General features: G+C 63.8%; 12 protein-coding genes. 6 read left to right on the top strand and 6 right to left on the bottom strand.

Annotated features, from left to right (window positions below; translation table 11 throughout):
* The first annotated feature begins 1 nt into the window (after position 1).
* The 4 genes from trpC (at position 2) to lexA (ending at position 3,359) form a co-directional block, all read left to right on the top strand.
* The gene (gene trpC / locus EJ066_RS23160) at positions 2 to 814 is read left to right on the top strand and encodes an indole-3-glycerol phosphate synthase TrpC (protein WP_126042043.1); all 813 of its coding nucleotides are present in this window, start codon (positions 2 to 4) and stop codon (positions 812 to 814) included.
* A 1-nt stretch (position 815) separates the two neighbouring features.
* Positions 816 to 1,313, top strand: coding sequence for a cyclic pyranopterin monophosphate synthase MoaC (moaC, locus tag EJ066_RS23155; RefSeq protein ID WP_126042041.1), 498 nt, complete (start codon positions 816 to 818; stop codon positions 1,311 to 1,313).
* A complete protein-coding gene (glp, locus tag EJ066_RS23150; RefSeq protein ID WP_126042039.1) occupies positions 1,313 to 2,518 on the top strand; it encodes a gephyrin-like molybdotransferase Glp in 1,206 nt (401 codons plus the stop codon). Before moaC ends, glp begins: the two co-directional genes overlap by 1 nt.
* A 103-nt stretch (positions 2,519 to 2,621) precedes the next feature.
* Entirely contained in the window at positions 2,622 to 3,359 is a 738-nt protein-coding gene (gene lexA / locus EJ066_RS23145) for a transcriptional repressor LexA (protein ID WP_126042037.1), read from the top strand.
* Here lexA and EJ066_RS23140 read toward each other — a convergent pair.
* Entirely contained in the window at positions 3,353 to 5,818 is a 2,466-nt protein-coding gene (locus EJ066_RS23140; RefSeq protein ID WP_126042035.1) for a ComEC/Rec2 family competence protein, read from the bottom strand. The two genes, lexA and EJ066_RS23140, sit on opposite strands and share 7 nt — an antisense overlap.
* Positions 5,819 to 5,921: 103 nt before the next feature.
* On the opposite strand from EJ066_RS23140, the gene gltX reads away from it, so the two are divergent.
* Both gltX and gltA read left to right on the top strand, forming a co-directional pair.
* Complete coding sequence (gene gltX / locus EJ066_RS23135) at positions 5,922 to 7,346, top strand: glutamate--tRNA ligase (protein WP_126042033.1); 1,425 nt, start codon at positions 5,922 to 5,924, stop codon at positions 7,344 to 7,346.
* Between the two features lie 182 nt (positions 7,347 to 7,528).
* Positions 7,529 to 8,857: a citrate synthase gene (gltA, locus tag EJ066_RS23130; protein WP_126042031.1), complete on the top strand. Its 1,329-nt coding sequence runs from the start codon at positions 7,529 to 7,531 to the stop codon at positions 8,855 to 8,857.
* 75 nt (positions 8,858 to 8,932) lie between these two features.
* Here the strand turns inward: gltA and lpxB are convergent, their stop codons facing one another.
* Genes lpxB through lpxD form a run of 5 tightly spaced genes read right to left on the bottom strand, consistent with a single transcriptional unit; the run spans position 8,933 to position 13,363 of the window.
* Positions 8,933 to 10,102, bottom strand: a complete 1,170-nt coding sequence (lpxB, locus tag EJ066_RS23125; protein WP_126042029.1) for a lipid-A-disaccharide synthase — start codon at positions 10,100 to 10,102, stop codon at positions 8,933 to 8,935.
* A complete protein-coding gene (gene lpxI / locus EJ066_RS23120; protein WP_126042027.1) occupies positions 10,092 to 10,994 on the bottom strand; it encodes a UDP-2,3-diacylglucosamine diphosphatase LpxI in 903 nt (300 codons plus the stop codon). The genes lpxB and lpxI overlap by 11 nt, the downstream gene beginning before the upstream one ends.
* A 6-nt stretch (positions 10,995 to 11,000) precedes the next feature.
* Positions 11,001 to 11,834 (bottom strand): acyl-ACP--UDP-N-acetylglucosamine O-acyltransferase, encoded by an 834-nt coding sequence (lpxA, locus tag EJ066_RS23115; protein ID WP_126042025.1) that lies wholly within the window; start codon positions 11,832 to 11,834, stop codon positions 11,001 to 11,003.
* Positions 11,835 to 11,847: 13 nt separating this feature from the next.
* A complete protein-coding gene (gene fabZ, locus EJ066_RS23110) occupies positions 11,848 to 12,312 on the bottom strand; it encodes a 3-hydroxyacyl-ACP dehydratase FabZ (RefSeq protein WP_126044015.1) in 465 nt (154 codons plus the stop codon).
* A complete protein-coding gene (gene lpxD, locus EJ066_RS23105) occupies positions 12,305 to 13,363 on the bottom strand; it encodes a UDP-3-O-(3-hydroxymyristoyl)glucosamine N-acyltransferase (protein WP_126042023.1) in 1,059 nt (352 codons plus the stop codon). The genes fabZ and lpxD overlap by 8 nt, the downstream gene beginning before the upstream one ends.
* Positions 13,364 to 13,391: the final 28 nt, after the last annotated feature.

The raw sequence follows: 13,391 nt of genomic DNA, 5'->3' as shown, positions 1-13,391 counted from the left end.
CGTGTCTGATATCCTGCGCAAGATCGAAGCTTACAAGCGCGAGGAGATCGCGGCGGCGAAGACGCGCGTGCCGCTTGCTGAGATCAAAGCGCGGGCGAAGGATGCAGAGGCGCCACGCGGCTTTCTCTCGGCCCTTGAAGCCAAACGCAAATCCGGCAGTTTCGCGCTGATCGCCGAGATCAAGAAGGCGAGCCCGTCCAAGGGCCTGATCCGCGCCGATTTCGATCCGCCGGCGCTGGCCAGAGCCTATGCGAAAGGTGGTGCCGCCTGCCTTTCGGTGCTAACCGACGCGCCGTCCTTCCAGGGTGCGCCTGAATTCCTTACCGATGCGCGCGGCGCCGTGACATTGCCCGCTTTGCGCAAGGATTTTCTGTTCGAGCCTTATCAGGTGTTCGAAGCCCGTGCGTGGGGCGCGGACGCCATCCTGATCATCATGGCGAGCGTCGATGACGCCGTGGCCAGGGACCTCGAAGCGACGGCTTTCGAGCTCGGCATGGACGCGCTGGTCGAGGTGCATGACGAGGCCGAGACGGAACGCGCGCTGAAACTGTCGTCGCGGCTGATCGGCATCAACAACCGCAACCTCCGGACGTTCGAAACCAGTCTCGATACCTCGGAGCGGTTGGCGACGATGGTGCCGGCCGACCGCCTGCTGGTCAGCGAGAGTGGTATTTTCTCGCATGACGACTGCCGCAAGCTGGAAAAAAGCGGCATCGGCACCTTCCTCGTCGGCGAGAGCCTGATGCGGCAACAGGATGTGGCCGCCGCAACGCGCCTGCTTTTGACGGGCAAGGCGCCGGCAGAGGCGATCTGATATGACGCCTGCCCTCACCCATCTTGGCGCACAGGGTGAAGCCAATATGGTCGATGTAGGTGACAAGGCTGAGACGACGCGCACGGCGGTCGCCGAGGGCTTTGTCTCGATGCTGCCAGAGACGCTCAAGATGATCGTCGACGGCGATGCCAAGAAAGGCGACGTGCTGGGCACGGCGCGCATCGCCGGCATCATGGCGGCCAAGAGGACGCATGAGCTGATCCCGCTCTGTCATCCGCTGCTGTTGACCAAGATATCCGTCGAGATCGAACCGGACGCGACGCTGCCCGGCCTGAGGGTCACGGCACTGGCCCGTGTCACCGGCAAGACCGGCGTCGAGATGGAGGCGCTGACCGCCGTCTCGGTCGCTTGCCTGACCATCTACGATATGGCCAAGGCGGTCGACCGGGCCATGGTGATCTCCGGCATCAGGCTGGTGGAAAAGACCGGCGGCAAATCCGGCGACTACAAGGTGGGCGCCCAAGGGGCTGGGCAATAATGGCGCTGCTTCCGGTCACCGAGGCGCTCGAGCGCCTGCTTGAAGGTGCTGCGCCCTCGCAAGCCGAAAGCGTCGCCCTGATAGCCGCCGCCGACCGCGTGCTGGCGGAGCCGCTCGTGGCGCTCCGCACCCAGCCGCCCTTCAACGCGTCCGCCATGGACGGCTATGCCGCGCGGGCCGCCGATGTCGCGTCCGTACCCGCAAGGCTTTCGGTGATCGGCATGGCGCCGGCCGGCCGCGGCTTCGCCGGGACGGTCGGTGAGAAGCAGGCCGTGCGCATCTTCACCGGCGCGCCGCTTCCCGCAGGCGCTGACACCATCGTCATCCAGGAGAATGTCCGCGACCTTGGCGGCGGCAGCATCGAAGTGACCGCATCGACGGTTGAAGGCCGCAACATCCGCCGCCTCGGGCTCGATTTCTCAAAGGGCGACGTTCTGCTGGGGAAAGGCCGCCTGCTCGATCCGGCGGCCTTGTCACTGGCGGCGTCAGCCAACCATCCGCAGGTCAGCGTGGTGAAACGGCCGCTGGTCGCCATCATCGCCACCGGCGACGAATTGCTGCCGCCGGGCAGCGACCTCGGCCCAGACCAGATCATCTCGTCCAATGCCTATGGCGTCGCCGCCGCGGCCCGCTCGGTCGGCGCGCGTGTGCTCGATCTCGGCATCGCCGCAGACCGCAAGGAGGCGATCGCCGCGCTGGTGAAAAAAGCGGTCGACGCAGGAGCCGACGTCATCGTCACGTTGGGCGGCGCCTCGGTCGGCGACCACGACCTCGTTCATGACGTGCTGACCGGCGAAGGCATGACGCTCGATTTCTGGAAGATCGCCATGCGGCCCGGCAAACCGCTGATGTTCGGCCGGCTGGGCGGCATCCGCTGCATCGGCCTGCCCGGCAATCCGGTGGCGAGCCTGGTCTGCACGCAGCTCTTCCTGAAGCCGCTGCTTGCACGGCTCGGCGGCCGTGCCTACCGGCAGGACATCCGTGAGGCGCGGCTGGGTGCTGCGATGCCGGCCAACGATCTCAGGCAGGACTATGTACGCGCCATGGTGAAGGAAGAAGCCGGCTTGCTTGAGGCGACGCCGTTCGGCATCCAGGATTCCTCGATGCTCAGAATGCTGGCCGACGCCAACGGGCTGATCGTGCGCGAGCCATTCGCTCCCGCAGCCACGACGGGCGCTGCCTGCAGCGTGCTGATGCTACGCTGAACAAAACGTCAACAGATTCATTAAACTTTAAACGGTTGCGGAACACAACTGGAACAGATAGTGTTTGTTCTGGGTTTGTTTTTTGATTCTGTTGGGGGTCGCGATGCTGACACGCAAACAACATGAACTGCTTATGTTCATCCACGAACGGCTGAAGGAAAGCGGCATTCCGCCTTCCTTCGACGAGATGAAGGAAGCGCTCGACCTCGCCTCCAAGTCGGGAATCCATCGGCTGATCACGGCGCTGGAGGAGCGCGGCTTCATTCGCCGCTTGCCCAACCGCGCCCGCGCGCTGGAGGTGCTGCGCCTGCCCGATTCGATCGCGCCCGGTCTCAATGCGGCGCGCAAATTCTCGCCGAGCGTCATTCAAGGCAGTCTTGGTCAGGGCAACCTCGGACGACAGGTCAAGCCAGCGCCTTCACGCATGCCTGCGGCCGGCAATGACGACGACGTCATTGCCACCGTATCCATCCCGGTGATGGGCCGCATCGCTGCCGGTGTGCCGATCGATGCCATCCAGCACCAGACGCATTCGATCTCGGTGCCGCCGGACATGATCATGGGCGGCGAGCATTATGCCTTGGAGGTCAAGGGTGATTCGATGATCGAGGCCGGCATTTTCGACGGCGACACGGTCATTATTCGCAACGCCAACACCGCCCAGCCCGGCGAGATCATCGTGGCCCTGGTCGACGAGGAGGAAGCGACGCTGAAGCGGTTCCGCCGCAAAGGCGCCTCGATCGCCCTGGAAGCCGCCAATCCGGCCTATGAGACGCGCATTTTCGGGCCTGACCGGGTCAAGGTGCAGGGCAAGCTCGTCGGATTGATTCGGCGTTACTGAGCGGCGGCTTTTTTGGGTTTTTCGGCCTCGCGGTATGGCGGCAGCCCCCTCGCCTCTCGAGAAAACTGTCGCTGTACATGCCAGGGCCGGTACGGTTCTTCGACGGCGAAACGAATTTTTGCGCGCGTCGTCGCCGATTGCGGATCGAAGAAGACGGCGGCACTGCCCATGCGAGCGAGTTGCCGTTTGGTCACGACGAGGACCAGCGGATTGCGGCAGGGATCATAATAGGCTGTCGCATCGTCGATGACGATCAAGTCCGCAAAGGCACAGGCTGGCCGCGCGGTTTTGCGGTCGTCGGCGAGCGCGACGATCGCACCGGACGGATGCCGGGCAAGGCACAGGCCGGCGGTGCAGTAGAAAGGCGCGCCCGGCGGCAGGTCTGCCGGATCGGTGATGTCGAATTGTATATCCGTCTTGGCGAATGTCTCCGGCATGATGATCGTCTCGGCCTTCAGGGCGTGTTTCCAGTTGTCGATGGTAAATTCGTTCGGGCGCGCCCGGTTGACGGCAAGCTCACCGCCGCCGACCGGCAGAGCGACCAGTCGCGCATTCTCCGAGATCAGCACGTCGGGCGTGCGTGTGTCGGAAATCGTCAGCAGGCCGGCAAGCGCAAAAGGAAGCGCCGCGAGCCGCAGCCAGGTCGTCGCCATGGTCGCGATGACAAGAGCGATCGTCGCCAGCAGGACCGACTGCATCGAAATCAGCCCGACCGCGTCGATGGGCGAGCGCTCCGAGATCCATCCGGATAGGACGATCATCGCTGACAGCCCCTTGCCCATCACATAGAGGAAAGGCCCGTCGGCACCGAACGGCATCGCCAGAGCGCTAAGAACGCCGAAAGGCATGACCACCAGCGAAACAACAGGCATGATCGCCAGATTGGCGAACAGGCTGAGTGGCGAGACCCGCTGGAAATGCCATATGGCAAAAAGCGCCGTCGCGCTTCCCGCGATGATGGAGGTCATGGCAAGGCCGCCCATCGCCACCAGGAATTTTCGCGTGACGAAGCCGAGCGGCGATCGTCGCGGCGGTGGCGCGGTGGCCCTGCCTGCTCGGTAGTCGGACCAGCCGGCATAGGCGCCGACGAGCGCCGCGGTCGCGGCGAAGGACATTTGAAAACTCGGCCCGACAACCTCATGCGGCGATACGACGATGACGGCAATCGCCGAGATCGCCAGATTGCGCATGGTGAGCGCCGCCCGGTCGAACAGCACGGCGATCAGCATCACCGCCAGCATGATAAAGCTGCGTTCGGCCGCGACCACGACGCCCGAAATGATGAGATAGGCTGCAATCGAAAAAAGCGCGGCCGCGGCCGCGTATTTCTTGACCGGCCGTCGCGAGGAGAAATCGGGAAACAGCGAAAAGGCGCCGCGCAGCAGCGCCATGACCGTGCCGGCAACCAGCGCCATGTGCAGGCCGGAGATGGAGATGATGTGATAGATGCCGGTGCGCCGCATCGCCTCGTTGATCTCTTCGGGAATGCCAGCGCGCACGCCGACAATCAGCGCGGCGGCAATCTCGCCTTCGGCACCGCCAACTTGACTGCGAACATGGACTGCGATGCTCTCCCGCGCGTTCTCGACTGCGGAAGAAAGACGCGCAGCAAGCGGTGTCCCATCTGGTGAACCATTCGGGGGAATGACCTTTGGCGTGCCAAGGAAAAAGCCGCTGGCGCCGATGCCGGCAAAATAGCTGTCGAACGAGTAATCATAGCCGTCCGGCCGCACCGGGCCGGTTGGTGGCAGCAGCCTGACATAGCCGGTCACTTTTGATCCGGCGGTCATCTCAGGCGGTATCTTCATCGCCGAAGCGCGAATCCGAGCCGGCATGTAGCGCAGCGTTGGCCGGGCGGTCGAGATCACATCGATGGTCAGCCGGATGCGACCGTTCGCCATCCGGTCGAGGCTAACGACACGGCCGGTCAGCCGGGTCGGGATTTCCGAGCCGAGCATCTGCGTTCCCGCGCGCCATGTCTCGACCTTGGCGGCGAGCACGCCGAGCGCGCACAGCAGCGTCACCACGAAGCACAGATGCGTTTTGCGCCATGAGCGCGAGGCGGCCGCACACAATGCCGTGAGGACGACGACGGCGATGGGTTGCGAAAAGTCCGGTTCGCTCGCCAATGAAAAATAGAAGATCACCCCGCATGCCAGGAAAACCGGCACCAGCAAGAAGGCGACGCCACGGTCGATTTCCAGGCTGGCCGCGGAGACCACGCTGTTGCGGATGCCGGACGGCGAAAGACGGCGAAGGTGTCCGCGCAGGCGAAGGGCAGGGCCGATCTTCGGGCTCGGGACCGTTGCAAGCCCCTGAGGGGGCCAGGGGCTGACATCAAGGCGTGGCAGCGAATCCGGCGCCGGTATGACAGGCACCGATGTGGCAAACAGCGACCGTTCGCTGACGCTGCTGACCGCGCCGTCGCTCTCGTCCGCATCGCGGCCTGGTCCAGCCATCGGGTCTGCCCCTTGCGCCCTTGACCTCCTATGCTACATGAACGCGCGACGCGCGAAAGTCCGCACCGCCACATCCGTTTCCTGCGCTTGCCCCGAGAGTTCCATGTCCGACAAGGTCGTCACCCGTTTTGCCCCCTCGCCCACCGGCTTCCTGCATATTGGCGGGGCGCGCACGGCGCTGTTCAACTGGCTGTATGCGAAACACACCGGCGGCACGATGCTGCTGCGCATCGAGGACACCGATCGCGAGCGTTCGACCGACGCGGCAACCGCCGCCATTCTCGATGGGCTCTCCTGGCTCGGCCTCACTTGGGACGGCGAGCCGGTATCGCAGTTCGAGCGCGCGCCGCGCCATCGCGCGGTCGCCGAGGAGCTGGTGCGCCTCGGCAAGGCCTATTACTGCTATGCGACGCCGGCCGAGCTGGAGGCGATGCGCGAGAGCGCACGGGCCAAGGGGCTGCCGCCCCGCTATGACGGCCGCTGGCGCGACCGCGACCCGTCGGAGGCGCCGGCCGGCGCCAAGGGTGCCATCCGCATCAAGGCGCCGACCGACGGCGAGACGGTGGTGCATGACCGAGTGCAGGGCGAGGTGCGCTTCCCCAACAAGGATCTCGACGATTTCATCATCCTGCGCTCGGACGGCAATCCGACCTATATGCATGCCGTCGTCGTCGACGACCATGACATGGGCATCACCCACATCATCCGCGGCGACGACCATCTGACCAACGCCGCCCGCCAGACGGTGATCTATCGGGCCATGGGCTGGGAGGTGCCGTCGATGTCGCATATCCCGCTGATACATGGCGCCGACGGCGCCAAGCTGTCGAAGCGGCATGGCGCCCTCGGAGTCGAAGCCTATCGCGCCATGGGCTACCTGCCCGAGGCACTGCTCAACTACCTGGCGCGGCTCGGCTGGAGCCACGGCGACGACGAGATCATGTCGATCGCCGACATGGTTGCGTGGTTCGACATAGGCGACGTCAACAAGGGAGCCGCCCGCTTCGACTTCGCCAAGCTCGAGGCGCTGAACGGCGTGCACATGCGTCGGATGAACGACGCCGAATTGCTCGATATCTTCATCGCCACCTTGCCCTATCTCGAAGGCGGACCAGCGATCGCCGCGCGGCTCGACGACAAGAGCAAGGCGCAGTTGCTTGCCGCCCTGCCCGGCTTGAAGGAGCGCGCCAAGACGCTGGTCGAGCTGGCCGACGGTGCCGCCTTCCTGTTCGCCCAGCGGCCGCTACCGATCGAGGAGAAGGCGGCGGCGCTGCTCGGTGGTGAAGCGCGTGAGATCCTGCGGGGCGCCCACGCGGCACTGAAGGCGGTTTCAGGCGACTGGACGGCCGCTGCGGCGGAGGCTGCGATCCGCGAATATGCGCTGGCCGGCGACCGGAAACTCGGCGCCGTGGCCCAACCTATGCGGGCCGCGCTCACCGGCAAAAGCACCTCGCCGGGCGTGTTCGATGTGCTTGCCGTGCTTGGCCGCGAGGAAAGCCTGGCGCGCATCGCCGATCAAATCGATTAGGAGAACTGGCCCAAAAAGATTGGCATTGAAAGGCGGCTTTCGCAGTGCAACATTAGGTTCTGGCCCAATTTGGCACGCAAATCCAATTGCGGGCGCAAACACGAGCATTCGAATGCTTTCGACGTGTTGCGTTGCGGATATTTCGCCTTTGCCGGCATGAAGAAACAAAAAAGGAGTTTGCAATGTCCGAAGCTGCGACAAGACTGGAATTTGGCGGCAAAACCCACGCGTCGACTGCAAAACTGGAACTCGGTGGTAAAACTCACGAGTTGAAGGTGCGAAGCGGCTCGGTCGGACCTGATGTCATCGACATTGGCTCGCTTTATAGCACCACCGGGGCCTTCACCTACGATCCCGGCTTCACGTCGACGGCAAGCTGCGAGTCGGAAATCACCTTCATCGATGGCGATGCCGGCATCCTTTTGCATCGCGGCTATCCGATCGACCAGCTGGCCGAGCATGGCGACTTCCTCGAAGTCTGCTATCTCTTGCTTTACGGCGAATTGCCGACCAAGGCGCAAAAGGACGACTTCGACTACCGCGTGACGCGCCACACCATGGTGCATGAGCAGATGTCGCGCTTCTTCACCGGCTTTCGCCGCGACGCGCACCCGATGGCCGTGATGTGCGGCGTGGTCGGCGCGCTGTCGGCCTTCTATCACGATTCCACCGACATTTCGGACCCGTATCAGCGTATGGTCGCATCGATGCGGCTGATCGCCAAGATGCCGACGATCGCGGCGATGGCCTACAAATACCATATCGGCCAGCCCTTCATTTACCCGAAGAACGAGCTGAATTTCGCGGCCAACTTCCTGCATATGTGCTTTGCCGTGCCGTGCGAGGAATACAAGATCAACCCGGTGCTGGCGCGTGCGATGGAGCGCATCTTCATCCTGCACGCCGATCACGAGCAGAACGCCTCGACCTCGACCGTCCGCCTCGCCGGCTCGTCGGGCGCCAATCCCTTTGCCTGCATCGCCGCCGGCATCGCCTGTCTGTGGGGGCCGGCCCATGGCGGCGCCAACGAGGCGGCCTTGAACATGCTGGGCGAGATCGGCCATGTCGACCATATCCCGGAATTCATAGCCCGCGCCAAGGACAAGAACGATCCGTTCCGATTGATGGGCTTTGGCCACCGCGTCTACAAGAATTACGATCCGCGCGCCAAGATCATGCAGAAGACCGCGCATGAGGTTCTGGGCGAACTCGGCATCAAGGACGATCCGCTGCTCGACATCGCCATGGAGCTGGAAAAGATCGCGCTGACCGACCCTTATTTCATCGAGAAGAAGCTTTATCCGAATGTCGATTTCTATTCCGGCATCACGCTGAAGGCGCTGGGCTTCCCCACCACCATGTTTACCGTGCTGTTCGCGGTCGCCCGCACCGTCGGCTGGATCGCGCAGTGGAAAGAGATGATCGAGGATCCGCATCAGAAGATCGGCCGCCCGCGCCAGCTCTATACAGGCGCGCCGGAACGCGACTACGTGCCGATCGCCAAGCGGTGAATGGTGAATGGTGAATGGTGAATGGAAGTAACGGCGCGCCACTCAGGCGTCCATAGCCAGGCTATTCACCATTCACTATTTACCATTCACCATGCCCATCACCACCTCCGCCGCGATATCGCCAGAAGCTCTGTCGACGGCCATGCGTCTGGCCACCTCGGCAAAACCGTCCTTCTGCCATGCCCGATAGGGGGTATCGGCAAATAGCGCCTCCAACTGCCGCGCCAGATAGTGCGGCCGCACATATTCGTTGTAGCTTTCCGGCACGACCGGGCGGTCGGCGATAAGATTGGGCAAGGCGGCGCTCCATACGGTGATCAGGCTCTGGGCCATCCGCATGACCGGATCGAAGCGGTAGCAGGAGACCATCGGCACACCCGACAGCGCCAGTTCCAGCGACACCGTTCCCGACGCGATCAACGCCGCATCGGCCTTGCCGAAAGCCTGCCATTTGCGTTCGGGATCAAGGATGATCTCCGGCTTCTCGTCCCAGCTTGCCACCGAAGCCCTGACCAGGTCGGCAACATGCGGCACCGTCGGCAACAGCAGGCGCAAGCGATGCCCGCGCGCGCGCAGGATCGAGACCGTCTTGCCGAACGGGTCGACCAGGCGTCGCACCTCGCCGCGACGCGAGCCGGGCAGCACAAGCAGTGTCTTTACGCGATCTTCGGACAGGTCGCGCGGCGAGCTTTGCGCCTTGGCTGCGCCGAGCACGCCAGGATCATGCGCAAGGCGATGACCGACATAAGTTCCGGGCGGTCCGCCGAGGCGGGCGAGTTCCTTCACCTCGAAAGGCAGGATACAAAGGATATGGTCGACATATGGCTTCATCGCCACCGCCCTGCCCGGCCGCCACGCCCAGACGCTCGGGCAGACATAGTGGACGATCGGGATTGCGGGATCGGCGGCGCGAACCTTCTTCGCCACGCGCAGCGAAAAATCCGGACTGTCGATGGTGATGAGGCAGTCGGGCTTTTCGCCGGCGACCGCACTGGCTGTCTGGCTGATCCGCCGCATCAGGCGCGGCAGGTCACGCAGGATGGCGCTCAATCCCGTAAGCGCGATCTCGGCGCCGTCGAAGAGCGGAGCGAGGCCGAGCGCCTGCAAATGGCGGCCACCAATGCCGACGAGCCGAACCTCGCGTCCGGTCGCGCGCTTGAGCGCCTCCACGATGTCGGCGCCAAGCAGGTCGCCGGACTCCTCGCCGGCGACGATGGCGATCTTCAGCGGTTTCTCATTTGCCATGCGCCGGCTCCGCAGCAGGCAGGCCGACCACGAACAGGCCGAGCGCATTGGCGCGGGCGACGACGGCGGGGCCTTCCAGAATTAGCGAGCGGCCGGCTTCGACGGCAATACCGGCAAGTCCGGCGGCATGCGCCGCATCTACCGTCTGCGGCCCGATGGAAGGCAGATCGGCGCGCAGCTCCTGGCCGGGCTTGGCGCATTTGACCAGGACGCCGCGCGTTCTGCCAGCCAACCTGCCATGACCGCGCAACTGCCTTGTTCGCTCGAGCAATCCGTCGGTTCCCTCGACGCCTTCCAGCGCGATGGCGCGGCCACCGACCGCAACAGCCGCCTGGCCGATATCCAGCGCGCCGATGGCCTTTGCCGCAGCATGCGCCGCTTCGATGTCGCGCCAGTCGGATTTTCGCGGCGCCGCCTTGGTCAGCGCCCCTTCGGCTGCGACCAGTTCCGGCACGATCTCATGGGCGCCGACGACCTTGATGCCGCTGCGCTCGATCCTTCGCACGAACAGTTTCAGCACGGTGTCGTCGCCTTGGGTTACACCGACAAGAAGGCTGGGCACCCAAGCGAGCAGGCCGAAATTAAGGCGCATGGCGCTCAGCCTAGGGCGGCGTGTGATATGGCCCGCGGTCACCAGATGGGTAACATGATGACTTTTGAGCGTCGGCAGCAATGAGCCGACATCCTCCAGCCTCAAGGTCGCCTGCTCATAGTCGTCGAAGTCTGATATGCGGTCGACCTCGCCCGCCGCCATCACCACGAAGGGAGACTTGCCTTGCCGGGCAAGGGCCCTGGCAACTTCGACCGGCAGACTGCCGCCGCCGGCGATGATGCCGACCTTGGCGTCCGGCGCGAGATCAAGGCCCATCCGGGTGGCCTCAGTCTTCGTCATCTGCCCCTAATCTTCGTCATCGGCATTCTCGCCGTCGCCAGCCTTGAGCGACGGGACGGCGTAGTGCCGCTTGCCGCGACTGGCGATGAAATCGATGATTTTCATGGCGGTCGGCGACGAGGCGAATTCCGCCTTGGCGAACTCGATGTTCTCGCCGACGGTTCGGGAGCGATCGAAGATCGTCCTGTAGGCCTTGCGCAGCATATGGATCTCGGAGCGCGGCAGCCCGGCGCGCTTCAGGCCGATGATGTTGAGGCCGCGAAGGCTCGCCCGATTGCCGACCGCGATGGCATAGGGGATGACATCGCCAACGATTGCCGAGCAACCACCGAGAAACGCATTGTCGCCGACGCGGACAAATTGATGAACAGCGGTGAGGCCGCCGATATAGACGTTGTCGCCGATCTCGCAATGGCCGCCCAGCGTCGCCTGATTGGCGAAGGTGGCGTTCTTGCCGACGACGCAGTCATGGGCGATGTGAGCGTAGGCAAGGAAGTTGCCGTTATCGCCGATCGTCGTCTCGCCGCGGCTGGAATCGGTGCCGAGATGCATGGTCACGCCTTCGCGGATCGTGCAGTTCTCCCCGATAACCAGCGTGGTGCGGCCGCCCTTGTGCTTGGTGTTCTGCGGCGGCCCGCCCAGTATCGCCATCGGATAGACCTTGGTCGACGCACCGATGGTGGTCGCGCCCAACACCGAGACGTGGCTGACCAGTTCGACGCGGTCGCCGATCACCGCGTCGGCACTGATGTGGCAGAACGGCCCGATGCGGACGCCTACGCCGATTTTAGCGCCTGCCTCGATGACCGACGATGGATGGATGACTGTCTGAATTTTCATGAGCATTCGATCGTCAGGCGCTCGCCACCATCATCGCCGAGATCTCCGCTTCCGCGGCCTTGACGCCGTCGACCAGAGCCTCGCAGCCGAATTTGAGAAGATTGCCGCGTTTCTTGATTTTCTTGACATGGATTTTCAACTGATCGCCCGGAACGACCGGTTTACGGAATTTGGCGTTGTCGATGGTCAGGAAATAGACCAGCGATGGTTTTTCGGTGCCAAGACTGCGGATGCAGATGGCGCCGGCCGTCTGCGCCATCGCCTCGACGATCAGCACGCCGGGCATGACCGGCTGATCCGGGAAATGACCCTGAAAATGCGGCTCGTTTATGGTCACGTTCTTGACGCCGATAGCGGACTCGTCGCCGTCGATGTCGATGATGCGGTCGATCATCAGGAACGGATAGCGATGCGGCAGGAGCTTCATCAGCCCCAATATGTCGACCGCTTCGAGCGTTGTCGCCGCCATCTCAGCTATTTCCCCCGTTGCTCGATTTCCGCGCCCTGGCCAGTCTTCGCAAAGCGGCAATCTCCCGCATGGCTTCCGCCATCGGCTGTGCCGGATACCCTCCCCAAATCTCGCCTGCGGGGACGTTGCTCATGAACCCACTTCTTGCGGCAAGCTTGGCCCCCGTCCCGATGGTCAGGTGATCGGCAAGGCCGACACCGCCACCCATGGTGACGTTGTCGCCCACCGTTACGGAACCGGAAATACCCGAAAGGCCGGCGATTATGCAATTGCGGCCGATGCGGACGTTATGAGCGATCTGCACCAGATTGTCGATCTTGGTGCCTTGACCGATGATCGTGTCGGACATGGCGCCACGATCGACCGTGGTGTTCGAGCCGATCTCGACATCGTCCTGGATAATGACCCGGCCGATTTGCGGAACGCGTTCCGGGCCCTTGGCGCCGGCCACGAAGCCAAAACCGTCCTGACCGATGCGGGCGCCGCCATGCACGATGACGCGGTTGCCGATCAGCGCGTACTGGATGCTGGCGCCCGGGCCGACATAGCCGTCGCGGCCGAACTGGCAGGAAGGACCGATAACGGCATGAGGAGCAATGACGGTTCCGCTGCCGACAGAAGCGCGGGGGCCGATGACCGCGCCGGCCTCGACGATCGCGCCGGCTTCGATATGCGCCGATGGATCGATATGCGCATGCGGCGAGATGCCGGTTTCACCGGTCAGCGGCGCCGGTGTCGCGGCCGCCGGGAAAAGAAGGCGTCCAACCATCGCGAAAGCCTGTTGCGGGCGCGGATGGACCAGGACGGCAATGCCTGCCGGGGCCTTGCCGGCAAACTCGGCGGGGCAGAGAACCGCCGCTGCCCGCAGCGATTGCATCAGCGCGAAGTTGCGTCTGCCATCGACGAAGACAAGCGCATGCTCGCCGCCTTCGCTTGCCGGCGCCAAGGCTTCGATCGATATATCGGACTGGCCGGCATCGACGAGCACCGAGCCGGTCAGATTCGCGACTTCGCCTGCCGTATACCGGCGTGATGGCGCGAAGAACACCGGATCGGTCATTCCAGAAGCTATATCCAGCTAGGTCGGA

It is taken from the genome of Mesorhizobium sp. M9A.F.Ca.ET.002.03.1.2, assembly GCF_003952365.1.
GTDB lineage: Bacteria > Pseudomonadota > Alphaproteobacteria > Rhizobiales > Rhizobiaceae > Mesorhizobium.
The sequence above is the reverse complement of the archived record's forward strand: the minus strand, read 5'-3'. Positions and strand labels throughout refer to the sequence as shown.

Coding starts and splice junctions, on each gene's coding strand:
- moaC (WP_126042041.1), top strand. CDS start 816: ATGACGCCTGCCCTCACCCATCTTGGCGCACAGGGTGAAGCCAATATG.
- glp (WP_126042039.1), top strand. CDS start 1,313: ATGGCGCTGCTTCCGGTCACCGAGGCGCTCGAGCGCCTGCTTGAAGGT.
- lexA (WP_126042037.1), top strand. CDS start 2,622: ATGCTGACACGCAAACAACATGAACTGCTTATGTTCATCCACGAACGG.
- EJ066_RS23140 (WP_126042035.1), bottom strand. CDS start 5,818: ATGGCTGGACCAGGCCGCGATGCGGACGAGAGCGACGGCGCGGTCAGC.
- gltX (WP_126042033.1), top strand. CDS start 5,922: ATGTCCGACAAGGTCGTCACCCGTTTTGCCCCCTCGCCCACCGGCTTC.
- gltA (WP_126042031.1), top strand. CDS start 7,529: ATGTCCGAAGCTGCGACAAGACTGGAATTTGGCGGCAAAACCCACGCG.
- lpxB (WP_126042029.1), bottom strand. CDS start 10,102: ATGGCAAATGAGAAACCGCTGAAGATCGCCATCGTCGCCGGCGAGGAG.
- lpxI (WP_126042027.1), bottom strand. CDS start 10,994: ATGACGAAGACTGAGGCCACCCGGATGGGCCTTGATCTCGCGCCGGAC.
- lpxA (WP_126042025.1), bottom strand. CDS start 11,834: ATGAAAATTCAGACAGTCATCCATCCATCGTCGGTCATCGAGGCAGGC.
- lpxD (WP_126042023.1), bottom strand. CDS start 13,363: ATGACCGATCCGGTGTTCTTCGCGCCATCACGCCGGTATACGGCAGGC.